Source organism: Aquirufa sp. A-Brett2-15D, from assembly GCF_054558735.1.
In genome coordinates, this window is the sequence record NZ_JBSKFT010000001.1 from 186,312 (window position 1) to 212,165 (window position 25,854).

The 25,854-nt window shown below is 38.6% G+C and carries 23 protein-coding genes; 9 read left to right on the forward strand and 14 right to left on the reverse strand.

What is annotated here, in order from left to right; all coding sequences use genetic code 11:
* Nucleotides 1–42: 42 nt before the first annotated feature.
* The 5 genes from ACST14_RS00850 to queA all read right to left on the reverse strand — a co-directional run bounded on the left by ACST14_RS00850 (nt 43) and on the right by queA (nt 7,266).
* Nucleotides 43–1,665, reverse strand: a complete 1,623-nt coding sequence (locus ACST14_RS00850) for an NADP-dependent glyceraldehyde-3-phosphate dehydrogenase (protein WP_459459615.1) — start codon at nt 1,663–1,665, stop codon at nt 43–45.
* Nucleotides 1,666–1,964: 299 nt separating this feature from the next.
* Nucleotides 1,965–3,149: an MFS transporter gene (locus ACST14_RS00855; protein ID WP_459459616.1), complete on the reverse strand. Its 1,185-nt coding sequence runs from the start codon at nt 3,147–3,149 to the stop codon at nt 1,965–1,967.
* Complete coding sequence (locus ACST14_RS00860) at nt 3,150–5,525, reverse strand: efflux RND transporter permease subunit (protein ID WP_459459618.1); 2,376 nt, start codon at nt 5,523–5,525, stop codon at nt 3,150–3,152.
* Between the two features lie 2 nt (nt 5,526–5,527).
* Nucleotides 5,528–6,193 carry a 2-C-methyl-D-erythritol 4-phosphate cytidylyltransferase gene (locus ACST14_RS00865; protein ID WP_459459620.1) on the reverse strand — a complete coding sequence of 222 codons (666 nt, stop codon included), beginning with the start codon at nt 6,191–6,193 and terminating at the stop codon, nt 5,528–5,530.
* 20 nt (nt 6,194–6,213) lie between these two features.
* Entirely contained in the window at nt 6,214–7,266 is a 1,053-nt protein-coding gene (queA, locus tag ACST14_RS00870) for a tRNA preQ1(34) S-adenosylmethionine ribosyltransferase-isomerase QueA (RefSeq protein ID WP_459459622.1), read from the reverse strand.
* A gap of 120 nt (nt 7,267–7,386) precedes the next feature.
* Here queA and ACST14_RS00875 point away from each other — a divergent pair, with 120 nt between their 5' ends.
* Nucleotides 7,387–8,676, forward strand: a complete 1,290-nt coding sequence (locus tag ACST14_RS00875; protein ID WP_459459624.1) for a cryptochrome/photolyase family protein — start codon at nt 7,387–7,389, stop codon at nt 8,674–8,676.
* On the opposite strand, the gene ACST14_RS00880 is transcribed toward ACST14_RS00875, so the two are convergent.
* Complete coding sequence (locus tag ACST14_RS00880; protein ID WP_459459626.1) at nt 8,652–9,443, reverse strand: DUF3108 domain-containing protein; 792 nt, start codon at nt 9,441–9,443, stop codon at nt 8,652–8,654. The genes ACST14_RS00875 and ACST14_RS00880 overlap by 25 nt on opposite strands.
* 126 nt (nt 9,444–9,569) lie before the next feature.
* Between ACST14_RS00880 and recA the strand changes: the two genes are divergently transcribed.
* The gene (gene recA / locus ACST14_RS00885) at nt 9,570–10,628 is read left to right on the forward strand and encodes a recombinase RecA (RefSeq protein WP_459459628.1); all 1,059 of its coding nucleotides are present in this window, start codon (nt 9,570–9,572) and stop codon (nt 10,626–10,628) included.
* 50 nt (nt 10,629–10,678) lie between these two features.
* Here recA and dnaA read toward each other — a convergent pair whose 3' ends face one another.
* Nucleotides 10,679–12,103 carry a chromosomal replication initiator protein DnaA gene (dnaA, locus tag ACST14_RS00890; RefSeq protein WP_459459630.1) on the reverse strand — a complete coding sequence of 475 codons (1,425 nt, stop codon included), beginning with the start codon at nt 12,101–12,103 and terminating at the stop codon, nt 10,679–10,681.
* A 271-nt stretch (nt 12,104–12,374) separates the two neighbouring features.
* The gene (locus ACST14_RS00895; RefSeq protein WP_459459632.1) at nt 12,375–13,214 is read right to left on the reverse strand and encodes a diacylglycerol/lipid kinase family protein; all 840 of its coding nucleotides are present in this window, start codon (nt 13,212–13,214) and stop codon (nt 12,375–12,377) included.
* Nucleotides 13,215–13,283: 69 nt separating this feature from the next.
* Between ACST14_RS00895 and ACST14_RS00900 the strand changes: the two genes are divergently transcribed.
* Complete coding sequence (locus ACST14_RS00900; RefSeq protein WP_459459634.1) at nt 13,284–13,688, forward strand: MaoC family dehydratase; 405 nt, start codon at nt 13,284–13,286, stop codon at nt 13,686–13,688.
* A 60-nt stretch (nt 13,689–13,748) separates the two neighbouring features.
* Here ACST14_RS00900 and ACST14_RS00905 read toward each other — a convergent pair whose 3' ends face one another.
* Both ACST14_RS00905 and ACST14_RS00910 read right to left on the reverse strand, forming a co-directional pair.
* Nucleotides 13,749–13,928 carry a histone H1 gene (locus tag ACST14_RS00905; protein ID WP_459459636.1) on the reverse strand — a complete coding sequence of 60 codons (180 nt, stop codon included), beginning with the start codon at nt 13,926–13,928 and terminating at the stop codon, nt 13,749–13,751.
* 176 nt (nt 13,929–14,104) lie between these two features.
* Nucleotides 14,105–15,343: an aminotransferase class I/II-fold pyridoxal phosphate-dependent enzyme gene (locus tag ACST14_RS00910; protein WP_459459637.1), complete on the reverse strand. Its 1,239-nt coding sequence runs from the start codon at nt 15,341–15,343 to the stop codon at nt 14,105–14,107.
* Nucleotides 15,344–15,470: 127 nt separating this feature from the next.
* On the opposite strand from ACST14_RS00910, the gene ggt reads away from it, so the two are divergent.
* On the forward strand, nt 15,471–17,153 hold the full coding sequence (ggt, locus tag ACST14_RS00915) for a gamma-glutamyltransferase (protein WP_459459638.1): 1,683 nt from the start codon (nt 15,471–15,473) through the stop codon (nt 17,151–17,153).
* On the opposite strand, the gene ACST14_RS00920 is transcribed toward ggt, so the two are convergent.
* Both ACST14_RS00920 and ACST14_RS00925 read right to left on the reverse strand, forming a co-directional pair.
* Complete coding sequence (locus tag ACST14_RS00920) at nt 17,147–17,848, reverse strand: VIT1/CCC1 transporter family protein (RefSeq protein WP_459459639.1); 702 nt, start codon at nt 17,846–17,848, stop codon at nt 17,147–17,149. The two genes, ggt and ACST14_RS00920, sit on opposite strands and share 7 nt — an antisense overlap.
* 3 nt (nt 17,849–17,851) lie before the next feature.
* Nucleotides 17,852–19,438, reverse strand: coding sequence for a peptide MFS transporter (locus tag ACST14_RS00925; protein ID WP_459459640.1), 1,587 nt, complete (start codon nt 19,436–19,438; stop codon nt 17,852–17,854).
* A gap of 107 nt (nt 19,439–19,545) precedes the next feature.
* Between ACST14_RS00925 and ACST14_RS00930 the strand changes: the two genes are divergently transcribed.
* From ACST14_RS00930 to lepB, 5 genes are read left to right on the forward strand one after another with little or no spacing between them, the layout of a single operon-like run.
* Nucleotides 19,546–20,325, forward strand: a complete 780-nt coding sequence (locus tag ACST14_RS00930) for a ParA family protein (protein WP_459459641.1) — start codon at nt 19,546–19,548, stop codon at nt 20,323–20,325.
* A 10-nt stretch (nt 20,326–20,335) separates the two neighbouring features.
* On the forward strand, nt 20,336–21,256 hold the full coding sequence (locus ACST14_RS00935; protein WP_459459642.1) for a ParB/RepB/Spo0J family partition protein: 921 nt from the start codon (nt 20,336–20,338) through the stop codon (nt 21,254–21,256).
* Between the two features lie 53 nt (nt 21,257–21,309).
* The gene (locus ACST14_RS00940; protein WP_459459644.1) at nt 21,310–21,849 is read left to right on the forward strand and encodes a DUF5683 domain-containing protein; all 540 of its coding nucleotides are present in this window, start codon (nt 21,310–21,312) and stop codon (nt 21,847–21,849) included.
* A 2-nt stretch (nt 21,850–21,851) separates the two neighbouring features.
* A complete protein-coding gene (gene dapB, locus ACST14_RS00945; protein WP_459459646.1) occupies nt 21,852–22,565 on the forward strand; it encodes a 4-hydroxy-tetrahydrodipicolinate reductase in 714 nt (237 codons plus the stop codon).
* Nucleotide 22,566: 1 nt separating this feature from the next.
* Nucleotides 22,567–23,721: a signal peptidase I gene (gene lepB / locus ACST14_RS00950; RefSeq protein ID WP_459459648.1), complete on the forward strand. Its 1,155-nt coding sequence runs from the start codon at nt 22,567–22,569 to the stop codon at nt 23,719–23,721.
* A 32-nt stretch (nt 23,722–23,753) separates the two neighbouring features.
* Here lepB and ACST14_RS00955 read toward each other — a convergent pair whose 3' ends face one another.
* Both ACST14_RS00955 and ACST14_RS00960 read right to left on the reverse strand, forming a co-directional pair.
* Entirely contained in the window at nt 23,754–24,935 is a 1,182-nt protein-coding gene (locus ACST14_RS00955) for a class I SAM-dependent rRNA methyltransferase (RefSeq protein ID WP_459459650.1), read from the reverse strand.
* Nucleotides 24,936–24,953: 18 nt separating this feature from the next.
* Nucleotides 24,954–25,838: a zinc dependent phospholipase C family protein gene (locus ACST14_RS00960; protein WP_459459652.1), complete on the reverse strand. Its 885-nt coding sequence runs from the start codon at nt 25,836–25,838 to the stop codon at nt 24,954–24,956.
* Nucleotides 25,839–25,854: the final 16 nt, after the last annotated feature.

The following is a 25,854-nucleotide window of genomic DNA, read 5'->3' on the forward strand; positions in this document are numbered from 1 at the left end:
CACGAAAGCGCTGGCCTTTTTTTATGTATCGAAATCGACAGATTACAAGATAAAACGTGTCGACAAGAAGTTCGATTGTTGATTCTCTACTATCGCATTCACGATATCTTTATTCGATTGTGTTGCTTTCGTCGCTACGACCGTACGAATCGAGAAGGAACGTAAGGCAGCGGTTACGGATAAAGTTCCTTCAGCAGAGTCCTTACGGCCTGTGAAAGGGAAGGAATCCGGTCCACGTTGACATTGTGCATTAATGTTCACACGAGAAACTTGATTTACCGTTGCATCGATCAATTCGGAGATTTGATTTACATCAGTTCCAAAAATAGCCACTTGCTGACCATGAGATGACTCTTGGAGATAATCAATCGGTTCATCTAAGCTTTCGAATGGAACAACTGGAACCACTGGCCCAAATTGCTCCTCATGCCAAACTTTCATTTTGCTATTGACAGGGAATAACAAGGCAGGGAAGAAAATGGATTTGAAGTTCTCTCCACCATGTTCGTTCATCACTTTAGCGCCATGCAATTTCGCATCTTCGATTAATTCTGTTAAATAAGCAGGTTTATTAGGCTCTGGAAGCGGTGTGATTTGAACTCCTGGTTCCCACATCATGCCTAATTTCAAAGCTTCAATTTTCTTCGCTAAACCTTCATTGAACTTATCCGCTAAAGATTTATGAACAAAAATGACTTTTATAGCTGTACAACGTTGTCCATTAAATGAAAGAGAGCCTAATAAACACTCATTGATAGCTGAATCTAAATCGGCACTTTCAGTTACGATCGCTGCATTTTTTGCGTCCAAACCTAAAATGGCACGTAAGCGGTTTACTTTCGGGTGCATCTTCTTTAGTTTATCGGCTACTTTAGAAGAACCAATTAAAGTTAATACATCGATTTTACCTGATTCCATTAATTGAGGAATGATCGAATTTCCACGACCGTAAAGTGTATTGATAACACCTGCAGGGAAGGAATCTTTAAATGCCTCTAATAAAGGGTAGTGTAATAAAGTACCGTGTTTCGGTGGTTTGAATAAGACGATATTACCCATAATTAGGGCTGGAATAAGGGTGGTAAAGGTTTCATTCAATGGATAATTGAATGGTCCCATACAAAGTACCACACCTAAAGGGGAGCGTCTTACTTGTCCGATAATTCCTTCTTCGATTAAGAAAGTAGAGGAAGTACGGTCAATATCTTTTAATGCACCGATGGTATCGTAGATGTATTGAACTGTACGATCAAATTCTTTTTGAGAATCGCCTAAGGATTTACCAATTTCCCACATCAATAATTTCACCACTTCATCTCGCTTTTGAACCATTTTTTTGGTGAATTTCTCCACACATTCGATTCTTTGCGAAACGGTCATCGAAGGCCATTCGCCACGACCATTGGAATAGGCTTTTACGCCAGCATATAAAACTTCCATCGCATCTGCTGCATCCGTGATAGGATAGGAGCCGATTCGTTTTTGTTCGAAACCTTTATCTGTTTTTATGTAGATAGGTGACCAAACGTCTTGCGTTTTGCCTTTCCATTGACGCATCTCTCCGTTGACTAAATATTCTTTTTGTTCAATGGGTTGCGTTAAATCGTACTCTTTCGGGATTTGACCTGAGACAGGAAATAAATTCTGTAGATTGTTATCGGGCATTATCTTGCTTTTAATTTTTACAAATTTCCATAATATGTTCTTTTAAACTAATTGATGGAATCAAATGTTTAAATAGTACCATGTTTTTCCGGTTATTTACAAATATAAAGCCGGTAATTGTCAAAAATTACTCCTTTTTTAGAGGATATTTTCTGCGTATTTTATTGATAATGAACTTGTTTTGTTCTGTAAAACTGGATGGATGTTGGAGCGAAAATGCTTTTGTCCAACTTTGAAACAAAGCGGGCTCACCTGCTGAAAAGCTGGTAGAACAAATATTTTTTTGAGTCAAGTATTCGCTAAATTCCATACGTCGTCCAATTTCTTTTTTGTTTCAATAATAATAGAAAAGCTAACAAAGCTAAAAGAGCTGCAATTAAAAAAGGAATAGGAATTTGACTCGCTACACCTTGATAAACGGCTCCCGAAATATAGGCTCCTAAACCAATCCCCGCTTCTAATGCAATATACATGGTGGCCATTGCACGTCCCATGTGATTCTTATCACCTAAATCATTTGTCCAGGCAGCTAAAGTAGGCGTAGTAAAGCCCCACGCAATGCCATAAATAATGGCCGATGCAATAAATAGATAAGAATTTAGGGTGAAAACTAATAAAAACATCGATACACTTAGCATAAAGCACCCAAAAATTAATACCGGAATACGACCATATTTATCCGATGCTTTGGAGAAGAAGAGGCGAATTAGAATAGATGAAATGGTATAAATCGTAAAATATAATCCCTTATTGTTCCAGCCTAAAATTTTAGAGGTATCCGGAATGAGGGTAATCATGGCACCTGCGGAAAAAGAAACGAATAACATAATCCAAAAAACGGGAACGATTTTAGGCTCAAAGACATCTTTCCATCCAATTCTAAACAAAGAAAGGCTGAACCGTGATTTCATCGCCTTAGGCAATGTTTCCTTCATTCTACTCAGGATGATGATAGAGGCTAAAGCAAAAACAGACGATATATAGAACATTTGGTCTATGCCATATTCAGCAGCTAAGAAACTGCCAATTGCTGGCCCAATAGACATTCCCGTGGCTGTAAATATGCCTAGTCCACCTTGTGCTTCCCCTCTACGGTCTTCCGGAATGACATCTGAAACGTAGGCAGCCGTCGCCGTCGGTTTCGTACCAGTTGACATGCCATGAATGAAGCGTAGGAATAAAAATCCTTGTACCGTATGCATTAATGGATATAATCCACCACAGATAAAGCAAACTAGGGAACCGAAAGCCATGATGGGTATTCTGCCTACGTGATCGGTTAATTTTCCGGAGAATGGACGCGAGAATCCTGCTGCTAGCGTAAATAAAGCTATTGTATAGCCGATGTATTCTTTTCCCCCTAAACTGGCTAAATAATCAGGCAATTCGGGTATAATCATCGAAAAGCTAGCCGAAAACAAAAAGTTACTTAAACAAAGTAAAAAGAAAGGCAGGGTATAGAGTGACGGTTTGGCTGGTGTCATTTATAAATCCTCCTCAAATATGGTCGACACGTCCTTTTTATTTAATCCTAATAAGAATGCCGGAAGTAAGATTAAATTACAAATCATGGCCATTAAAAGCGTAACGGAGACTAAGATGCCTAATGCCTGGGTTCCTTTGAAAGTGGATGCGGTAAAGATAAAAAAGCCAAAAAATAGAATCATCGCCGTATAGAACATGGAAACCCCCGTTTTCAAAATGGTGGTTTGGACGGCTTTCTGTATGTTTTGATTATTTTTAGCCCATTCTTCTTTGTAACGGGTGAGGAAATAAATGGTTCCATCACTTGAAATACCGAAGGCAATGGAGAAAATCAAGATAGTACTAGGCTTGAGTGCAATTCCAAAATATCCCATTAAACCCGCCGTAATAATCAAGGGAATTAAACTGGGTAGGGTCGAGATCAAAACCATTTTCCAAGATCTAAAAAGCAGTGCCATCAAAATACAAATTAGGATGATGGCAGTAATCGTACTTTCGATAAGATTGACTTGTAAATACTCGGTTTGGAAAGCATAAATGACTGAATTACCAGTTACATCAGCTTGATACCCTTTTTTATCGCCTTTAGCTAACAATTCGCCTGTTTCGATATCAGTTCTAAAGATGCTGTCAATCTTGGGTTGTATTTCGTCGAATAAGACTCTGGTACGCACGGTTCCGGCATCTTGCATTTGGAAACTAATTCGAGTGAATCGATTGTCTTTATCGATGAAGCCAGCGAATAAATTATTTTTATTGCCATTTAAACTGGACTGAAAGTCCTTTAATTTAGCTAATTCATCGATTCCAGGTAAGGTGAAGTATTTAGGATCCCCTCCACGGTAGACTTGATACAAGTATTTAGTGGCTGTTAGAATGGAAAGACCTTGGGTGAATTCTGGGTATTTTGCGAGTAATTTTTCGGTTCTTTTGATTTTGGCCAAAAGTTCCGGGCTCAGCGCTCGCCCCTTTTCAAATGCATCGATATTAATCTCAAATGGCATCACCCCCTTAAATCGATTCTCTACAAATTTCAAATCGGAATAAATGGCATTATCTCGAGGTAAATCATCTACAATATAACCCACTGCTTGAATTTTGGTCAAACCATAAACCGAAACCACTAAAATGATAGAGATAAAACCATAAATAAATTTCCGGTGGTGCAATACCCAAACATCCACGCGATTTAAAAATTTATTCACCCGAACAGATTCAAAATGAGCTAAGTCTTTCTTTTGCGGGGGAGCTAAGAAACTAAAGAATATGGGAATAAGTACCAGCGAAATAATGAAGGTAATCATCACATTCAAAGCCGCAACGATTCCAAATTCAACCAGTAACGCGGATCCTGTAAAAGCAAAAACACCGAAACCAATCGAAGTAGTTAGGTTCGCTAAAAATAAGGTTCTGCCTACCTTGGATGCACTTTCAATTAAAGATTCTTCTTTCGTTTTACCCGACAAGTACGTCTCATGGTATTTATTCAATAAGAAAATAACATTAGGAACCCCGATAACAACGATAAGCGGAGGAATCAATCCGGACAATAAGGTGATTTTAAATCCAAAGAATACAATCGTGGCTAACGAGGCAATAATTCCCACTAGAACGACGACATTCGCAAAGAAAACCACTTGAAACGAGCGGAAAAAGAACAACAAAATCAAGGAGGTAACTAAAATCGCTAATCCTAAAAACAAGCCTAATTCCTTCGTAACCTGGGAAGTATATTCCGTTCTGATAAATGGCATACCGGTCATATGAACAGTATGCTTCATTTTGACTTGGTATTGTTCGCCTAAAGTTTTGATATTTTTAACTAATGTGATTCTCCCTTTATCATTAATCACTTTTTGGTCTAGGGTAATTAACAGGAGGTGCGTCTTTAAGTCTTCCGTATAAAGGAAGTTTTTATAGATCGGTAAATCGTTTAATCGGGACTTAAATTGACTTAGATTTTCAGGAGTCAGTACTAAAGAAGAATCTAGTAAATTCCTTGTCTTGAATTTTTTCTCCGTCGAATCGATGTACAATTCCGGTAAAGTAGAAAGCGATAAGACATTCTTAATCCCTGGCTGCTTTTTAACGGCAGTAGTTAAATCGCGCCATGCTTTGAATTCTGCAGGGCTGAATAGTTGCTCATTTTCAACCGCTATTACCATCACGGCCCCATCTTCACCGTATTTCTTTTTGAATCCTTCATAGAGTTGAAAACGCTCGTCTGACTTAGGAAGAATTTTGGCTAATTCGTAACTGAGTTGGATTTGGCTGGCTTTATAACCCAAACCAAGGGTTAGCAATAGGATAAATCCTAATAAGGGGAATTTATACTGAAGGATACTTCTTGCAATCCAATTCCAAGCGTTTTTCATACTTATTTCATTAAGACCTCAGCTAATAGTAAATCCTCCGGTGTGGTGATTTTGATATTTTTATAAGATCCTTCTACTAGGTTTATTTTTATTCCAATAGATTCTACCACTCGGGCATCATCTGTAAATTCCTCCGAATACGCTTGTTTAAAAGCTTCATTCAAGTCTCTTAAAGCGAATATTTGGGGTGTTTGAATCAATCGAATAGACTCCCTATTTAAATGCTCGTAGCGCGAATTATCCGCAGTTAAAATACGAACGGAATCTTTAGAGGCAACGGCTAATACGGCATTACCATTTTCTATTGCTGATTGAAATCCTTTTGTAATTAATTCCGGATCTATTAATGGTCTAACGCCGTCGTGAATGGCCACTAATCCGTCATCTTCGATGGTTTGAATTGCATTTCCACTGCTTTGGAAGCGAGAATTACCTCCTTCGACTAAGCGGTGGGCAATAATAGGCAAATCGCTGATCAATGAATTCCAAAAGTCAAATTGATCTCTGGGCAAGACGACGATTATTTCCGTCTGCGGATCTGCTCGATAAAAAGCAGAAATGGTATGATATAAAACGGGTTTGCCCTGCAAAAGCAAAAATTGTTTAGGGATCGCACTTAGCATACGCTGACCGGAGCCCCCTGCGACAATTATGGCATATTTTTTCAAAGCAAACCCGATTAATTCTATTAGATGATTAACATTACATCACCATAGGAGAAGAAACGGTATTTCTCTTTGATGGCTTGTTTGTATGCTTCCGTGATTAATTCATGTCCACCAAAAGCCGATGCCATCATTAATAGGATCGATTCTGGTAAATGGAAATTCGTTAATAAAGCCGTAGGAATTTTAAATTCGTAAGGAGGGAAGATGAACTTATCTGTCCAGCTATTGATCGGTTTTAAGTGACCGCTAGCAGAAACAGACGATTCCAAGGCCTTCATTACCGTGGTTCCTATGGCTAATACCATTTTTTTATTGTCGATCGCTTCATTTACAAAATTGCAAGTTGAATTATCGATCATAAAGTGTTCTGAATCTGTTTTGTGTTTGGTCAAATCCTCCACATCTACATGGCGGAATGTACCTAAACCCACGTGCAACGTAATCGGCGTGAATTGAGCTCCATTTAACTCCATGCGCTTCATCACAATTTTAGAAAAGTGTAAACCCGCTGTAGGAGCTGCCACAGCACCTACGTGCTCAGCATAAATAGTTTGGAAACGCTCACGATCATCTTCTGTCGCCGCTCTTTTTAAACGAATCTCGTCTGGAAGGGGTGTTTCTCCTAATTCGTGGATAGTCTGCATTAATGCCTCGTGATCCCCATCATATAAGAAACGAATGGTACGGCCACGTGAAGTGGTATTATCTATTACCTCTGCGACTAAATCTGAATCGCCGAAATATAATTTATTACCTACGCGGATTTTACGTGCAGGATCTACTAATACGTCCCAAAGACGGTGTTCTCTATTTAGTTCTCTCAATAAAAATACCTCGATTTGAGCACCCGTTTTCTCTTTGTTTCCGTATAAACGAGCAGGAAAAACCTTTGTATTGTTTGTTACCAGTACATCACCTTCGCCAAAATAATCAATGATATCTGTGAATTTCTTATGTTCAATCGTCTTATTCTTACGGTTAATCACCATCATGCGCGCATCTTCGCGATTCTCAGTAGGATTAAGGGCAATTAAATTTTGGGGTAAATCAAATCTGAATTCAGATAATTTCATTCTCAGAGGGGTTGAATTTTTATAATTTACAAATATACCATATTGAAGGGGGGCTTGTCAAGGTAAATCTTTGAAACAATATAGAATCTACGTAGTTTAGCCCTTTAAGATACATAGAGTATGAAAAAAGTTTCCATTTTTTGGTTTAGACGGGATTTAAGAGTAGAAGACAATCATGGATTATTCCAAGCTTTGTCCTCCGAAGTCCCAGTTCTCCCTCTCTTTATCTTTGATACCCAGATTCTCGATCGCTTGCCCTCTACATCTGATAGTCGAGTCGAGTTTTTACATCAAGCTATTTCAAAGCTTAATGTGGCTGTAGGTGGTCATTTGTGTGTTAGGCACGGTAAGCCTTTAGCTATTTTTACGGAGATTTTTAATCAATGGGATGTTGTCAGCATTTATACGAATCATGATTACGAGCGCTATGGTTTAGAACGGGATGCAAGTATTAAAGACCTAGCAAAGGAGAAGGGGATTGATTTTCGCACCTTTAAAGATCAAGTTGTTTTTGAAAAAGACGAAGTACTATCAGGCGCAGGAACACCCTATACTGTTTTTACGCCCTATTCAAGAAAGTGGAAAGCACTCTTAGCTGAAACTAATTTGCCGGAATATCCATCGTCGTCCCTTTCAAATTATGTGTCTGATACGTTTAAGGTACCTACTTTATCAGAAATCGGATTCCAACCCTCAGGATTATCTTTTCCTGAGAATTCAGTGCAGGATGATTTGATTAAGTCCTATGCTCAGGACCGTGATTTTCCTGCCAAACCAGGAACATCCAGACTCTCGGTTCATTTACGCTTTGGTACGGTTTCCATTCGTTCTTTAGTTCGCAGAGCTCTAGGCAAATCGGAGGTTTGGTTGAATGAGCTAATTTGGCGTGATTTTTATTTTAATATTCTTCATCATTTCCCTCATATTTCCGCAGGTCACTCCTTTAGGAAAGAATATGATCGCATGAACTGGCGTAATAACGAAGTGGAATTTAAGGCATGGTGTAGTGGCAAGACCGGTTATCCGATAGTAGATGCTGGGATGCGGGAGTTGAATGAAACGGGTTTTATGCATAACAGAGTCAGGATGATAGTGGCTAGTTTTTTAGTGAAGCATTTATTGATTGATTGGCGTTGGGGTGAAGCTTACTTCGCTGAAAAATTATTGGATTTTGATTTTGCCGCGAACAATGGTGGCTGGCAATGGGCGGCAGGCTGTGGCTGTGATGCAGCACCTTATTTCCGTGTATTTAATCCGACTTTGCAGGCGCAGAAGTTTGATCAATCTTTAGCCTACATCAAAAAATGGGTTCCTGAATTACAAGAATTTACTTATCCTGCCCCTATAGTGATTCATGAATTTGCGCGCGCCCGGGTTTTAGCGGCTTATAAAGAGGCTTTAGGGAAATAGATTTTCTTTCCTAAAATGCTGTAATCGATTAAGTCAATGCTCAAGTAACCGATTTTCAAATTGACTTGAATTTTCAAAGGCACTTGGTATTCATCATCACTTATCCAAAGTCGGATGGCATCTTCGTCTTTGAATAGATTGTTTTTAGGCAATAGAATGTTCGTTTTTATACTTGGTTTTTTCCCCGCTTCTGTTTCGATAATCTCCTTGGATTTAACCACTAGAACTATCTCATAAATTTTGCTATCCACTAAAACTTGTGCTGACCAGCGTGAGCCGGGTTTTTTGTCAGAAACGGGTTTACTGCGTAAAAAATAATAAGCGGAAATTAGGTCTAAAAGATCTTTAGGTCCTGCCATTGTCGTCGTTACTGGCTTATTCTGTGGGGACGTGATACGAGCAAATCCTTTATCCATTTGATAGATTACCGTTTCCTCTTTTCTATAGCGTCCCTCTCGTTTGCGCATTTCTGTTTTGACTGGCAATAAGGTTTGGGTATCGATTAAAGCTGACCAGTAATCACGTAAAGGGCTAAATAATTCGATTACACCCGTTGTTTTTCCATCAATTTCTACTTTACGCAGCGATCGATCCCCATTTTGACTCGTTCCAGCACTACTTTTGATAGTAGCTTCCGCGGCATTAATAAAACCTAAGTGTATCCGGTATTTTAAATTTTCTCCGGCTACTAAAGGACTATTTTCTTGAGCGTAAAGGCTCAAAAATGGACATATGAATAGAAAAATAACAAGAGTCTGATATTTCATGCCAAAGCGTAATATATTATCAATTGTTTGTATAAAAAATTAGAGGCAATTTTCTATTTTTGTATAGGCCAAACGATAAAACAAATATACTCGATTGCCCCTTAAATTTTTAGATAAAAAACGAAAATGGCGAAACAAGCTAGTGATGCACAAGGCCTAGCGGCTGAAAAGTTAAAAGCTTTACAAACTACTCTGGAAAAATTAGATAAAGCTTACGGGAAAGGTACCGTTATGCGTCTATCAGATAGTAAAGTAATGGACGTTCCTGTTATCTCAACAGGGTCTTTAGGATTAGACTTAGCCTTAGGGATAGGTGGTGTGCCTAGAGGACGCGTGGTGGAGATTTATGGTCCTGAGTCTTCTGGTAAAACAACCTTAACCTTGCACATGATTGCTGAAGCTCAGAAAGCGGGTGGTCTAGCTGCTTTTGTTGATGCTGAACATGCTTTTGATCGTGCTTATGCGGAGAAATTAGGGATTGATTGTGAAAATTTATTGATCTCACAACCAGATAATGGTGAGCAAGCTCTTGAAATTGCGGAGCATCTAATTTCATCTGGTGCTATTGATATTATTGTTATTGACTCGGTGGCTGCTTTAGTTCCTAAAGCGGAAATTGAAGGGGAGATGGGGGATTCTAAAATGGGTCTTCAAGCTCGTTTGATGTCACAAGCCTTACGTAAATTAACAGGTACGATCAATAAGACGGGCTGTTGCTGCGTCTTTATTAATCAATTACGTGATAAAATTGGTGTCATGTTTGGATCACCAGAAACTACAACCGGTGGTAATGCGTTGAAATTCTATGCCTCAGTTCGTTTAGATATTCGTCGTGCAGGTCAAATTAAGGAAAGTCCAGATTCCATTACCGGAAATAGAACTCGTGTGAAAGTGGTGAAGAATAAGTTAGCACCTCCCTTTAAAGTGGTAGAATTCGATATCATGTATGGGGAAGGTATTTCTAAGGCTGGAGAAATTCTAGATTTGGGTGTTGATTTAGAAGTAATTGATAAGTCAGGCTCTTGGTTCTCTTATAATGGAAACCGCTTAGGTCAAGGTCGTGATGCGGTGAAAGATCTTATCAAAGATAATCCGGAATTAATGGATGAACTAGAAGCGAAGATTAAAGCCAAGGTGAAAGTGGATGATAGTCCTTTACTAGATAAAGAGGTTATTGCAGAATAGCACCAATTAGATAAAAAAAGAGGCAAAAATTATTTTTTGCCTCTTTTTTATTAAACACCCTTTAGATTAAATCGGGTAAATAAATTTCGTATCGTTTTTTCGACGGTTTTGTCCGTTTCCATTGCTTCAGATACTGCTTGAACAGCATGTATAACCGTGCTGTGATCTCGTCCTCCGAAATGATAGCCAATGGATTTGAGTGGAAGATTTGTAAGCTCTTTAAGCATGTACATTGCGATTTGACGAGGAAATACATTCTCTTTCTTACGGCATTTGCCACGAAGCGTATCTAAATCAACATCGAAATGATTTGTCACCACATCTAAAATGCTCTCAACACTTAATTCTTTCTCTTGCTCATTTACAATACTCTTCAAAGTCGACTTTGCTAATTCAAGGTCAATTTCTTTTCGTGTAAGTGATGCTTGCGCCATTAATGAAATAATGACTCCTTCTAATTCACGAACATTAGTTTGAATGGAATGTGCTAGATATTCTAATACATCAAAATCTATTTGAATACCGTCTTCCTGTAATTTCTTTTGTATGATGGCAATTCTTGTCTCAAAATCAGGTTGCTGCAAATCAGCCGTTAAACCCCATTTGAATCGAGATAATAAACGATCTTCCATTCCTGCCAGATCTCTAGGAGCGCGGTCAGACGAAAGAATGATTTGCTTTCCTGATTGGTGTAGGTGATTAAAGATATTAAAGAATGTCTCTTGTGTTTTTTCTTTTCCTGATAAGAATTGCACATCGTCTATAATCAACACATCCACTTGTAAGTAGAAGTTAGTAAAGGCCTCGATTGAATTATTTCGGATGGCATTCACAAATTGATTAGTAAACTTTTCAGTAGAAACGTAAAGAACAAATTTATCTGGAAAGCAGTCTTTAATTTGATTACCGATGGCTTGAATTAAGTGTGTTTTTCCTAAGCCCACTCCACCATAAATCATAAGGGGATTGAATGCAGTTAATCCAGGCTTATTAGCTACTGCCATGCCGGCAGCTCTACCTAAACGATTGCAGTCCCCTTCGATAAATTTATCAAAAGTATATTTTGGAATTAAATAAGAATCTAATTCTAAGGAATCTAAGTTTTTTAGCTCAAATGGGCTCTTCGCAGGGTTCGGAAAGTTATGCGCCTTATCTGTTTGATTTTGAGCTTGATTAGTAGGAGGGAGGTTAAAAGTAATAGGTGGATTCTTGCGATCACCCTTGTCGATGACAATGGAATACTCTAACATTCCCTGACGACCTATTGTGACATCAATTGCCTTTCTAAGGTCTGAAACATGCTTCTCCTCCAGCCATTCGTAGAAGAATTGAGAGGGTACTTGAATGGTTAAAGTATTGTTTGAGAATTTAAGCGGGACGATGGGGGCAAACCAAGTTGCGAAACTTTGTTCCGATATATCATTTTTGATGATATTCAGGCATTGGTTCCACAAGTCTCTAACTTCGATTTGCATTAATATATTGGTCGAACGGTTGTATGGGTGAATTTTTAGGGATTCACCTGGTTTAAATTATTTATAAGTTCTACTGGTTCTTAATAAGAAAAACGAATAGTTTTTTCTTAAGCGGGGAGACAAAAATAGTAAAATAAGATGTCGTTCCAAATTTGAAAACAAAAATAAATCCAGTTTTTTTTCGAAAAAAAATGGCTAAAAATTTGCTTCTAAAAATTGTTCAAATTTAGTGTGCTTAATTCATTCTTTTCCTTGAAAAAGTATAAGAAAATTATTTTACAACTAGTAGGCTAGACGGTAAAATGGAGACCAAATTTTTTTCATTTTCAATTAATAAACTTTCTCCGTCTAAGTGGTATGGGATACCTATGGTTGTATGAAAAGTGAGTGAGGTTACTGTTGAAACCTCGCTTCGACTGTTTAGATGCAGTTTCTTTGAAAATAGACTTATTCCAAGAAAGATAATATGGAAAAGATTGCTTGGTTTTACACGAATGACCTCTAATAATCCATCTTGAAGGTCAGAGTTTGGGGATATGTAGGCATTATTTCCAAACTGATTTGCATTAGCTACGGTAAAGGAAAAAACGGGGCCAAATTCTTTTATACTAATGGGCTTATATTTAAAAAGTAAAACCAGACTTGAATATATATAATTCAGAAAACCTCTTTTACCTCTGGAAGCAAAATGGGATGCGACATAGGCATCGAAACCTAGTCCTGCCGTACAAAAGAAGGGTCGATCATTCCATTTGCCCGCATCGATTGTAATCTGCTGGCCATTGATGGCTCGATCTAATGCCTTTGTGAAGCTCAATGGGATTCCTAAATGCCTCGCTAGTCCATTGCCAGACCCCATGGGAATTATTCCTAGTGGGATGGAACTATATATTAAGGACGATGCAACTTCATTAATAGTTCCATCACCACCTATCGCTATGATTTTCTTTGCACCTTCGTTAACGGCTTGCTTAGTTAAAACTGAGGCATGATTCACATGTTCTGTTATCCAAACCTTCGAATTAGGTATTGCCCGTAGATTTGCTACTATTCGTGCCCTTCTTTGCGGAGAATTGGTTCCGGAATTAGGGTTAAGAATAAAGTGAATCATGTGATTAATTTAAATTTCCACAAAAATAGAATCAAATTTTGGTTTAATTTTACTAAAAATGATCAATCTATGTTAGAAGTTGGAAACTCGTATGAGATCGAATTCTCGTTTACACAGGAACAAGTAAATGATTTCTGTAAAATATCAGGGGATTTTAACCCCTTACATTGGGACGAAGCTTATGCAGCTTCAACTCCCTTTAAGAAACCTATTATTCATGGTGCCTTAATCGCTAGTGTATTTTCTAAAGTTATGGGAATGGAGTTTCCTGGAGAGGGTAGTGTATATTTAAAGCAGGTGTCAGAATTTAAGCGCCCCCTCTTTGTGGAAAATACCTATAAGGCTAGATTTGAAATTATAAGCACGAACCCTGCTAAGCATACGGCCGAGATTTCTACGCAAGTATTTGAATTAGAACGAGGAAAAATAATGGTCGATGGAATGGCTTCAGCCATGCATGCGGATCTTTTTTAATAATTAAGCATAAAAAAAGCCCGATTTATATCGGGCTTTTTTCTTCAAGAGGTGGAAAAATTATTTTCCTGAGTTTTTCTTGTTTTGAACTTCAGTACGAATTTCTTGTGCTAAAGTCTTCATTTGTTGTAAACCTCCTCTTACGCGAGTACCAGCTGCTTGATTTCCTTTATCGTAGAATTTTTCGAAATCTCCTTCTAAAGATAAAATTAAGTCCTTCACTTGTGCAAATCTACTCATGATAAATTGTTTTTTAGGTTGTGTAAATAATATTAGATTGTCTTTATGCCCTCTAAAGTGCATTAATAAGCGAAATTTAATAAAAAACTTGTTCTGTGCAAATTAAATTCAAGAAAAAACAGAAAAAAAATACAAAAAAATACAATTTTCTTCTTTAAAGCCGTTTAATCAATCAATTATTGCGCGTAATAGCCTGATTTCAATCTTTCTTGAACCTCCGCAAAACAATCACACGTATATTCAATATCCGCTAAATTATGAGATGAGGTAGGAATGATTCTTAACATGATTTGGCCCTTAGGAACAACTGGGTAAACCACAATGCTGCAGAAAATTCCCATGTTTTCGCGTAAGTCTCGAACTAATTTCGTTACAGCTGTAATATCATAATCACCGTGTAGAAAAACGGGAGTCACGGGGGATTGCGTTTCACCTATATCAAAACCTTTATCTTGTAGGCCTTTTTGCAATGCGCGAACATTAGCCCACAATTTTTCTCTTAATTCAGGATGCTTCTTAATTAACTCTAGGCGTTTCATTCCACCGATAACAAATGGCATAGGTAATGCTTTTGCATAAGTTTGAGAACGCATATTGTATTTTAAATACATGATGATTTCCTTAGGAGCAGCGACGAAAGCACCAATGGCGGCCATCGATTTAGCGAACGTAGAAAAATATAAGTCTATACCTTCTGTGCAATTCAAGAATTCACCCACACCTTTTCCTTTATCACCCATCGTGCCAAATCCGTGAGCGTCATCCACTAATAAACGGAAATTGAAATCTTTCTTCATTTCCACGATTTTATCAAGTGCTCCCACCTTACCAGACATACCGAATACGCCTTCTGTAATAACTAAAATACCTCCACCCGTTTCATTGGTGATTTTTGTAGCACGTTCTAAGTTCTTACGCAATGAATCCATATCATTGTGATTAAACTTATAGTATTTACCCATTTTAGCTTTATGCAGACGAATTCCATCGATTAGGCAGGCGTGTGATTCCGCATCATATACGATTACATCTTTGTGATCGACCATGCATTCGACTAGGGACATGACTCCTTGATAACCGTAGTTTAACAAGAAAGCATCTTCTTTTCCAACAAATTCAGCTAATTGACGCTCGAATTCTTCGTGCTCGTCTGTATTACCAGACATCATACGAGCTCCCATTGGGTAAGCTAAGCCGTATTTAGCGGCTGCATCCGCATCTGCTTTTCTAACTTCTGGATGATTCGCTAGTCCTAAATAATTATTTAAAGACCAGTTTAACATTTCTTTTCCCATGAAAGTCATTCTAGGACCTAATTCTCCTGTTAACTTGGGGAATGAAAAATAATGATGGGAATAATGTGCATGTGCACCAATTGGCCCCATGTTATTAACTACCTTCTCGAAAATATCCACTATTAGTATCTTGTTTAATTAAATAATCTTTAAATAATTACAAAGTTAAATTATATTTTTATTAACGCAATGTTCTAAAATCATCGATTTCTATTAATTTGACATTTCATTTGAAACCGAACTACCTATGCATAAGTTTTTTCTTCTTTTAATTCTTCCATTTTTTATTTCTGCACAAAATACGATTAAACCCTTAGTAGAAGGAAAGCAGGGAATGGTGGTTTCCACTCATCCGGTCGCCTCTGAAATAGGTTTGGCTATTTTGAAAAAAGGAGGAAATGCGATTGATGCGGCGGTAGCAGTTAATTTTGCTTTGGCTGTTTGTCATCCTTCCGCTGGTAATATTGGTGGTGGAGGATTTTTAGTCTACCGAGATAAATCAGGAAATGTTAAGGCTTTAGATTATCGAGAGAAAGCGCCAGCTGCTGCTAATAGAGATATGTACTTAGATGCAAATGGTAAAATTATTCCAGGCAAAAGCATGACGGGTATTTTTTCAGTAGGTGTGCCAGGAACGGTTGCTGGGATGCAAGAAATGCATGATAAACTAGGAAAATTACCGTGGGAGGTACTTTTGCAGCCTGCAGTTGATTTAGCCAGAAAGGGTTTGCTATTAACGGAGAGAGAGGCCAGAGGTTTGAATCGCCAACGAGTAGAGTTTTTGAAGGAAAATGTAGGAAAGAACTACTTGTTATCAGAAGAAGGAAAAGAATGGAAAGCCGGTGATCTTTTAGTTCAGGCTGATTTAGCTGCTACTTTAGATGTAATTTTGAAGAAGAAATCGAAAGGTTTTTATGCTGGCCAAACAGCCCGTTTGATTGTCAAGGAGATGAAAGCTAAAAATGGCCTGATCTCTAAAAAGGATTTGAAGAATTATCAAGCGGTTTGGCGAGCGCCTATTAAAAGTAAATACAAGAACTATCAGATTATTGGAATGCCGCCACCGAGTAGCGGAGGAGTTGCTTTAGCTCAATTATTGCAGATGGTGGCGCCTTATTCGCTTCATCAATGGGGTCCAAACTCTGATTCTACCTTTCAGGTGATGGCGGAAGCTGAGAGACGCGTATATGCTGATCGTTCGAAATGGTTAGGGGATCCTGATTTTGTCAAAGTTCCGGTGAATGAATTAATTGATCCGGTATATACTGCCTCTCGAATGGGTAAAATGAATTTTAATCAGGCATCTAAAAGTTCAGACATTCTGGCTGGTGCTTTTCCAGGCTATGAAAGTCCAGAGACAACTCATTACAGTATTGTTGATGGGGAGGGGAATGCCGTTTCCATCACAACTACGTTGAATAATTCATACGGAAGCAAGGTTTTCGTAGGTGGCGCCGGTTTTTTATTAAATGATGAGATGGATGATTTTTCGGCCAAAGCAGGTTCTCCTAATCTCTATGGCTTAATCGGTTCAAAGGCGAATGAAATTCAACCCAATAAGCGTATGCTTTCCAGTATGACCCCTACGATTGTGGAAGAAAATGGACAATTAAAGATGGTTGTGGGAACACCAGGAGGGGCAACCATCATTACTAGTGTATTTCAAGTGGTATTGAATACCCTAGAAATGGGGATGAATATGCAGCAAGCCGTAGAATACCCCCGCTTTCACCACCAATGGATGCCGGATAAAATTACGGCAGAACCAGCCCGTTTTTCAGAGGCACAACAAGAGCGTTTAAAGGCAAAAGGCTATACTTTTTCCCCCGTTTCAGCTATTGGCCTAGTGGAAGGAATTTTGGTATTACCTAACGGAAACCTGCAAGGTGGTGCAGATTCTCGTGGGGATGATTCGGTCTCTGCTTATTGAAATAAGGAAGCCACAAAATAGGCAGCTGCTGCAGCGGCTGCACCGATGGACGTTACTTTCAGAGAACCGATGATGGGGTTTTGGCCTGTTACTTTGCTTTTGAAATAGCCAAAAAACATTAAAGCTAGCAAGGTTACCTCTGCAGAATAAATCAGTCCTTCTTCTGGTTTATCCACATAAAAATAGGGAAGAAGCGGAATGAAGCCTCCCACTATATAGGAAAGTCCGATAGTTAAGGCAGAATTTCGAGCGCGATTGGGATTAGGTCGTTCTAGGCCTAATTCAAAACGCATCATAAAATCTACCCACTTATCTTTATCTTTTGAAATACATTCCACTACGATTTCTTGCGCTTCTGGACTCAAGCCATAATCTTCGAATACATCCCTGATTTCTTGTTTTTCTCTTTCCGGCACGCGTTCTACTTCCTCATATTCCTTCTTCAATTCTGACTCGTAGTGTTCTTGTTCTGTTTGGCCAGCTAAAAAACCTCCTAAACCCATCGCAATAGATCCCGCAACAATTTCAGCTATACCAGCTGTCGTAACAATATTCGCGGATGAGACAGCGCCAGAAAGACCTGCCGCTAAGGCAAATGGTACGGTTAGGCCATCGGACATACCGATCACGATGTCTCTAATGAAATCAGAACTCTTTAAATGTTTTTCGTGTAAATGATGATCGTGTGTATTCATAAATTATCGGATGCCGTGCATCATTCTTTTTAAAGGACCATTTGCTAGGCCAAACAAAATGACAGAGGCAATACCTGCCATTATGACAAATAATAGGAAGAAATCATAGAGATTTTTGATCTCATAGCCTAAGAAACTAGGGAAAACCGTTTGGCCTACTACAGCAGTTGCTGGAGGCAATAAAGCTCCCAGAGTTCCTGCTAAGGCATATCCCGCCGCATTGGCTAAAAACCAAACCCCCATTAATAAGGAGGAGAAGCGCTTAGGAGCTAATTTAGAAACAAGGGATAAACCGATAGGAGATAAGCTAAGTTCACCCATGGTATGAAATAAATACATAATGAATAACCATATCACCCCTAACTTATCTGATCCTAAATCTTTCACTTTCATAGCGATAATTAAATAACCAATCGCTAAAAGTAATAATCCTATGGCTTGCTTACCAGGTGAATTAGGTTCAATTCCCTTTTTCGAAAGGCGAATCCAAAACCAAGAAAAAGGAAAAGCTAAAATGATAATAAAAAAGGAGTTAGCGTTTTGGACAGAACTAGGAGGTAGTTGTATCCCAAAGAAATTCAAATCCGTCTGTTGATCCGCAATAAATGTCAAGGAGGAGCCCGCTTGTTCATAAGCCGCCCAAAAGAAAATAACAAAGAAGGCCACAAAATACATCACCCAAATTCGATCTCTTTCCACTGCAGTCAAAGTCTTATCTCTTAAAATTAGAAAGGCTAGACTAACACCTGAAGAATAAATGACGGGATAAATCCAGTCTTTAATTGGATTGGCGACCTCAGTGATGAATAAATAATGAAAGACAATAATTAAACCAATAAATAATACACTTGATATGATAATTGACTGAGTGGAGAATTCTGCCTTTTCCGTTTCAGCACTGTTGTTTTTATTATTACTGAAAGTAGGGGCTAAACCTATATCACTCCCATCAGGTGCTTTTAAAAACACTCCTTTTAGTAGGGCAAATAAAATGGTTCCGATTAGCATAGCACCTCCAGCTGCTAGAAAGCCCCATTTGAATGCTTCGATTACCCTTACTCCATCCACTTTTACATCCCCTAACCACGGGCAAACTAACATCCCTAACATCGCTCCGGTATTAATACCCATATAAAAAATGGTGAAAGCTGCGTCTAAACGATTATCCCCTTTAGCATATAATTGACCTACCATCGATGAAATATTTGGCTTAAAGAAGCCGTTTCCTAAAATCAAGAAAAGTAAGCCCCCCCACATTAAATTAGTAGCTAAATGGACATCTGTGGTAAAACTGCTGGCAGAAGAGAAGAGTAATAATTGTCCGATGGCCATGGCAAAGCCCCCGCCTATGATGCTGTTTCGATTTCCGATATAGCGATCTGAAACGTAGCCACCTAACATGGGAGTTAAATAGCTAAGTCCTAAAAAGCCTCCGTAAAGGATGGCTGCTTCATCTTGTTTAAAAGAAAGGGCGCTTACTAAAAATAGGGATAGAATCGCACGCATTCCATAAAAGTTGAAACGCTCCCACATTTCCGTGGAATAAAGAAAGTAAAGTCCTTTAGGGTGAGATGTACTGTTTGTTGACATAGAGGTTTGCAGAAATTATGATGTTAAGATACAATAATGTAATTTAATTTCGAGACAGATGTGAAACCTTTTTTGTAATATTGTCAATTCATTTCGTTTAATATCCTATGGGCAAAACAATCGCAATTGCAAATCAAAAGGGAGGAGTAGGGAAAACAACAACAGCCATTAATTTAGCTGCTAGTTTAGCTGCTTTTGAGTTTAAAACCTTATTGATTGATGCAGATCCACAGGCTAATTCTACCTCTGGGTTAGGGTTTAATCCGAAAGAGGTAAAAAATAGCATTTACGAATGTATGGTGGGTCTTTCCAGTGTACAGGAAAGTATTTTACCTACCGAAGTTCCCTTTTTAGATATCATTCCTTCGCACATCGATTTAGTGGGTGCAGAGATTGAAATGATCAATCTAAATAACCGGGAACGCAAGATGAAAGATGCGCTAGAGGCGGTAAAAGATTCCTATGATTTTATTATCATGGATTGCTCCCCTTCTTTGGGACTAATTACGATAAATAGCCTTACGGCAGCGGATTCAGTAATTATTCCGGTGCAATGCGAATATTATGCGCTAGAAGGTCTAGGAAAATTATTGAATACGATCAAGATAATTCAATCTCGTTTGAATACGTCCTTAGTGATAGAGGGTATTTTATTAACTATGTACGATTTGCGTTTACGCTTATCGAATCAAGTGGTAAATGAGGTAAATTCTCACTTTAAAAATATGGTCTTTGAGACAATTATTCCCCGCAATGTTCGTCTGACAGAATCGCCTAGTTTTGGAGTTCCTGCAATCTTACATGATGCAGACAGTAAAGGGGCGATTAGTTATTTAAATTTAGCGAAGGAAATTATTCGCAAAAATGGTTTATTGGTGACTATCTAGGTAAAGATATATGAGTGCAAAACAAGAAAATTCAAAGAAAAGAACGGGTTTAGGTAGAGGATTAGGTGCCCTATTAGAGGATTCTGATGGTGGTGGCTTCCAGTCTCGTCATCCATCTGATTTCGCAGGAAGTCTAGAAGGAGTGAACTTGATGGATGAAATTGCTTTAGACTTAATTGAAACAAACCCATTCCAGCCTAGGGAATATTTTGCTCCAGAAGCATTACAAGAATTAACGGAATCTATTCGAGTTCAAGGAATTATTCAGCCTATAACGGTTCGTAGGATTTCTGCCAAAAAATACCAAATAATTTCAGGTGAACGTCGTTTCCAGGCCACTAAAATGGCTGGATTGAATACTATTCCTGCCTTTGTTCGTACAGCCGATGATCAACAGATGATCGAGATGGCCTTAATCGAAAATATTCAACGTGAAAACCTGAATGCGATTGAAATTGCTCTCTCTTATAAGCGATTAATGGATGAATGCGATCTGAAACAAGAGGATTTAGGCGCTCGTGTAGGTAAAAATCGTTCGACAGTGACGAATTATATGCGCTTGCTTAAATTGCCACCGCACATACAAATAGCTATCCGTGATAATAAAATGTCGATGGGCCACGCGCGTTGTCTGGTGTCTTTAGATGATTCTACTTTACAGAATACCTTATTCCTTAAAGCAATGGCTGAGGATTGGTCCGTACGCCGTTTAGAAGATGCGGTTCGCCAATCTGGCCATATAGATACTCCTACTTCTCAAGCCTCGATTACTACAGTTTCTGCCCAAGATTTACAGGAATGGCAGGCAACGCTTAAATCTTTTTTTAAAGCTCCAGTTTCCCTAAAGATGAATGAAAAGGGAGAAGGGGAGATTAAATTAAGTTTTAAATCGAAGGAAGAGTTATTAACCATTCTTAACAAAGTTCAATAATGTACTTTAGGTACTTGCTTTTAGTTTTGTTACTGCCATTTAGCTTATCCTCTATGGATTTGAAGGATAGTTTAGCAATTAAGCCTGTAGTTAAACCTTATAAGATAATTCCACGGCAAGCAACTTTGAAATCGTTGATGATTCCGGGTTGGGGGCAATTGTATAATCGGCAGTATTGGAAGTTACCTTTAGTGGCCGGTGCTTTCGTCTCTTTAGGAATGATCGCTAATTGGAATGATGTTCGATATACGAAATATAGAGATTTTTATTACCAAGTTTCTACTCATCCAGATGACCCTAAGTATGTTCCTCCTACCACGGTGGCAGTACCTTACGAGGATGGCACGATACGGGATTTAGATGTGAATCAATTAAAGCGTTTAACCGATGGTTATCGCAGAAATAGAGACTATACTTTCATTGGTATGGTATTAGCATGGACGCTTAATGTGGTGGATGCGAATGTGAGTGCTCATTTGAAGACTTTTGATGTTTCAGATGATATAAGCCTTAAAGTGAAACCGACACTAGATTACCAGCCTTTTTCCCAAAGTTTGGTATCCGGACTCACCTTATCATTTAATTTTAAATAAAGATGAAGATTGTATTAATCGGTTATGGTAAAATGGGCAAAGAAATCGAGCGTTTAGCGTTAGGTCGTGGTCATGAAATTATAGCAAAAATAGATGTCGATAATCAAGCTGATTTAGCTGCTTTGACAGCTACGGAGGTAGATGTAGCGATCGAATTTTCTAATCCTGCATCCGCTTATGCAAACATCTTGACTTGCATAAATAAACAAATTCCAGTCGTTTGCGGAACCACAGGTTGGTTAGAAAAGAAAGCAGAGATTGAGGCTTTGACGAAGGAAAAGCAATCCACTTTTTTTTATGCGTCTAATTATTCGATTGGAGTGAATTTGTTTTTCCGTTTGAATAAAATGATGGCACAATTGATGTCTCCGCATAAAGAATACGATATTTATACGAATGAGATTCACCATGTGGAAAAAAAGGATTCCCCTAGTGGAACAGCTATTACGATTGCTGAAGGTATTATAGGTGCTTATGCGTCTAAAGACAAATGGGTAAATAATGAGATACCTGAGGCGAATGAAGTAGCGATTTGGTCGCAGCGTGAGTCCACTAAGCCGGGAACTCATTCCGTCAAATATATTTCTAAAGTAGATCAGATCGAAATAACTCACGAGGCCTTCAGTCGCGAAGGTTTTGCCTTAGGAGCTGTGATTGCGGCGGAGTGGGTTAAAGATAAAAAAGGAGTCCTAGGTATGGATGATATGTTAAAATAAGATGAAGGAAACAAAAGAAACCCCTAAAAAACAAAAATCAGCTTTCAGAGAATGGCTTGATTCAGTGGCATTTGCAGTAGTAGCAGCCACCTTAATTCGCTTTTTTGTTTTTGAAGCCTATACCATTCCGACGCCATCGATGGAAAGTTCTCTGATGGTGGGCGACTTCCTGTTCGTAAGTAAATTACATTATGGGGTTCGAACTCCTAAAACACCATTGCAATTGCCATTGACGCATCAGAAGATTTGGTTTACCGATATTCCATCCTATTTGCGTTGGTTAAATCTACCTATTTATCGTCTTCCTGGATTTTCTTCAGTGAAACAAGGGGATGCCGTGGTATTTAATGTGCCTAATTATGAGGAAGATGGAGATGCGCCGGTTGATTTACGTACCTTTTATGTAAAGCGCTGTGTGGCCACTCCTGGGGATGTTTTAGAGGTGCGCGATCAGCAAGTGGTTGTAAATGGGAAGGCGATGGAGAATCCAGTTCGGATGCAACATCCCATCTTTATGAAGTCGAAGGAGAATTTAGAGGAGAAATTTTTTGAGGAATACGGTATCCGTAATTCTCCAGATGCGAGTTATGATTCAGCAGATTGGTTGCCATTAGCGGAGCCAGATTCCCAAAATGTACTTTGGGGATATAAATTGAATACTTCTAAAGCAATGATGGAGGAAATTCAAGCATTGCCATTTAAAAAATCATTTGATACGAATTTATTTAAGGATCCTAAAGGGGTGACTTTTATTGATATTTTTCCTCACGACACCACTTTATTTAAATGGAATCGTGATTTTTATGGCCCATTAAAGGTGCCTGCAAAAGGATTGACTGTTCCTATGACTCCAGAAAATGTGGCTGTCTATGGAGAGACTATTCAGAAATATGAAGGGAATAAGGACGTTAAAATTGCTGGCTACCTAATTTCTATTGAAGGCAAAGCGATCACTTCTTATACCTTTAAACAGGATTATTATTTCATGATGGGGGATAATCGCCACAATTCAGCGGATTCTCGCTTTTGGGGCTTTGTTCCATCAGATCATATTGTAGGTAAGGCATTCTTTGTTTGGATGTCGCTTGATCCTAATAAGAGTCTATTCTCTCTGAATAAGATTCGTTGGAATCGACTTTTCAGATTTGTTGATTAATAAAAAAAGCAGCTCACGAGCTGCCTTTTTTATTAAAGTACTTTAAGTACAAATCCCTTCAGGTAATTACTCTCCGGATGAAATAAGTTAATCGGGTGATCAGGGGATTGGGTCATCTGGTGTATTACTTGGATTTCTCTTCCTACGGCTATTCCTGCCGCTACCAGCATATTGTAGAATAAATCTCGTGTGATTACCTGAGAACAAGAATAAGTGAACAGTAGTCCGTTCTTCTTGATTTTTCGTAAAGCAAGCTCATTGATTTTTTGATAACCTTGTAAGGCTTTGTGCTTTGCATTCATTGATTTTGCGAAGGCAGGTGGGTCTAACACAATAATGTCAAATTCGTCTTCATTCGCCTTTAAATAGGGTAGGGTTTCACCTACGATGGCTTCATGATGTAATCCTTGCATTTTATTTAATTCGATGTTAGCCGTCACTAAATCGATCGCCTTTGCTGATGCGTCTAAAGAAATGACAGATGAGGCCCCCGCTTCTAATGCATACAAAGAGAATCCCCCTGAATAGCAGAAGGTATTTAGAACTGATTTTCCTTTTGCATATTTTGCTAATAAGGCTCTGTTTTCTCTTTGATCAATGAAGAATCCCGTTTTTTGTCCGGTGATCCAGTTTATGGAAAAGGATAGGCCATTTTCTTTAATGGTATATGGAACGGCAACCTCACCCCATACAAAACCATTAGTGCAGTTTTGGGCATATTCTGTAGGAAGCGTTTCACGACTTTTATCATAAATCGCTTTAATTTTCTTACCTAATACTTTCTTAATAGCTTCTATAATTTCATCGCGATCGCGGTGCATACCGATGGTATGAGCTTGAAAAACGAGCACATCTTTGTACAAATCCATGATTAATCCAGGGCAGCCATCACCCTCTCCATGTATCAATCGAAACGCATTTGTTTTATCTAATGGTAATAAGGATCGTAAGTCCCAGGCGTTCTGGATTCGTTTTTCCCAAAATTCACTCTTCGAATCAATTGCCTGAAACGAGATGATTTTTACGGCAATACTACCGTTATGGAAGTGACCCGTTCCTAAAAATTCTTCTCTTGAGCTATAGACAATTACCCAATCCCCATCTTGAAGATTTGGACTTTGTTTTGCGATGGCTCCTGAAAATATCCAAGGGTGAAAACGTTTAACCGGTGCGTCTTTCCCCGGTTTTAATTGAATAAAAGGATTCGAGTTCATTTTGCAAAATTGCAAAATTTATTCGAAAGATGGTTGGCCTGCTTCTAACCAAGCAGAGTACCAAAGGTCACCTACGTGTTTCACCGCTGCCGTAAATCGCGTTTCGATTTGATGATTTAGTGCTTTATGGTACGCTAGGCTGTATTTTATGCTTTGGATTTTCACTAGGGATTGCCCCTTTTGTTCAAAACTATATTTCTCCCCCTCTTTAAGTGAGGCACTTACCTGAGATGCAATTTTGAACAGGTCATTCAATTGCTTATGGGATGCTAAAACCCAGGTCCAACTCGATTGCTGAACATGGGGAACATAGGTGGCAGGTCCGCTGAATTGGTCTAATTTGTTTCCTAAAAGTTCAGGAATGCGTGATTCCCAAAAGCTGTGAAGGCCGCCTTGACCTGTTTTTTGGCCATCATAATTAGAACTTGTATGCAATGGAACGTGAGCATCAGCGACATAATGGCCTAGTTCTGCTGAAAGTTTAACGATTTGAAGACTATCTTTTTTGATAAAAGCGGAAACAAGCCGTTTATAAACGATGGGAATATGCCAGGGTACGATTCCGTGTTTTCGCAGGGAATCTTCGGGTGTATGACGCAACATTTGTTCCCAGGAGCTAAAACTGACTTGATCAATTTTATATTTATCTAGGTCGATATAATGCCTTGCTGCTTCTTCGTCTAAGATGTATCGCCTGGAATCTGGTAAGACAGCCATTTCTTGTAATTCTTTTGCATGTCTGCGGTAAAAGGAATGTAGAGGTGATGGCAAGGTGTATATAGCCAATAAATTGATTTTCCGATGGCCAAAAAATCCCCAATTAGTACTTTTTCCTGCCTGAGCGACTAGACTGACAAGTATTAATAGATAAATTTTGTGTTTAGTCTTGTTAATTATATTCATTTTAGTTACTTTTGCA

What these genes read in the sequence shown, in the direction of transcription:
- ACST14_RS00850 (WP_459459615.1), bottom strand. Translation starts at nt 1,665, where the DNA reads ATGCCCGATAACAATCTACAGAATTTATTTCCTGTCTCAGGTCAAATC.
- ACST14_RS00855 (WP_459459616.1), bottom strand. Translation starts at nt 3,149, where the DNA reads ATGACACCAGCCAAACCGTCACTCTATACCCTGCCTTTCTTTTTACTT.
- ACST14_RS00860 (WP_459459618.1), bottom strand. Translation starts at nt 5,525, where the DNA reads ATGAAAAACGCTTGGAATTGGATTGCAAGAAGTATCCTTCAGTATAAA.
- queA (WP_459459622.1), bottom strand. Translation starts at nt 7,266, where the DNA reads ATGAAATTATCTGAATTCAGATTTGATTTACCCCAAAATTTAATTGCC.
- ACST14_RS00875 (WP_459459624.1), top strand. Translation starts at nt 7,387, where the DNA reads ATGAAAAAAGTTTCCATTTTTTGGTTTAGACGGGATTTAAGAGTAGAA.
- ACST14_RS00880 (WP_459459626.1), bottom strand. Translation starts at nt 9,443, where the DNA reads ATGAAATATCAGACTCTTGTTATTTTTCTATTCATATGTCCATTTTTG.
- recA (WP_459459628.1), top strand. Translation starts at nt 9,570, where the DNA reads ATGGCGAAACAAGCTAGTGATGCACAAGGCCTAGCGGCTGAAAAGTTA.
- dnaA (WP_459459630.1), bottom strand. Translation starts at nt 12,103, where the DNA reads ATGCAAATCGAAGTTAGAGACTTGTGGAACCAATGCCTGAATATCATC.
- ACST14_RS00895 (WP_459459632.1), bottom strand. Translation starts at nt 13,214, where the DNA reads ATGATTCACTTTATTCTTAACCCTAATTCCGGAACCAATTCTCCGCAA.
- ACST14_RS00900 (WP_459459634.1), top strand. Translation starts at nt 13,284, where the DNA reads ATGTTAGAAGTTGGAAACTCGTATGAGATCGAATTCTCGTTTACACAG.
- ACST14_RS00905 (WP_459459636.1), bottom strand. Translation starts at nt 13,928, where the DNA reads ATGAGTAGATTTGCACAAGTGAAGGACTTAATTTTATCTTTAGAAGGA.
- ggt (WP_459459638.1), top strand. Translation starts at nt 15,471, where the DNA reads ATGCATAAGTTTTTTCTTCTTTTAATTCTTCCATTTTTTATTTCTGCA.
- ACST14_RS00920 (WP_459459639.1), bottom strand. Translation starts at nt 17,848, where the DNA reads ATGAATACACACGATCATCATTTACACGAAAAACATTTAAAGAGTTCT.
- ACST14_RS00925 (WP_459459640.1), bottom strand. Translation starts at nt 19,438, where the DNA reads ATGTCAACAAACAGTACATCTCACCCTAAAGGACTTTACTTTCTTTAT.
- ACST14_RS00930 (WP_459459641.1), top strand. Translation starts at nt 19,546, where the DNA reads ATGGGCAAAACAATCGCAATTGCAAATCAAAAGGGAGGAGTAGGGAAA.
- ACST14_RS00935 (WP_459459642.1), top strand. Translation starts at nt 20,336, where the DNA reads ATGAGTGCAAAACAAGAAAATTCAAAGAAAAGAACGGGTTTAGGTAGA.
- ACST14_RS00940 (WP_459459644.1), top strand. Translation starts at nt 21,310, where the DNA reads ATGGATTTGAAGGATAGTTTAGCAATTAAGCCTGTAGTTAAACCTTAT.
- dapB (WP_459459646.1), top strand. Translation starts at nt 21,852, where the DNA reads ATGAAGATTGTATTAATCGGTTATGGTAAAATGGGCAAAGAAATCGAG.
- lepB (WP_459459648.1), top strand. Translation starts at nt 22,567, where the DNA reads ATGAAGGAAACAAAAGAAACCCCTAAAAAACAAAAATCAGCTTTCAGA.
- ACST14_RS00955 (WP_459459650.1), bottom strand. Translation starts at nt 24,935, where the DNA reads ATGAACTCGAATCCTTTTATTCAATTAAAACCGGGGAAAGACGCACCG.
- ACST14_RS00960 (WP_459459652.1), bottom strand. Translation starts at nt 25,838, where the DNA reads ATGAATATAATTAACAAGACTAAACACAAAATTTATCTATTAATACTT.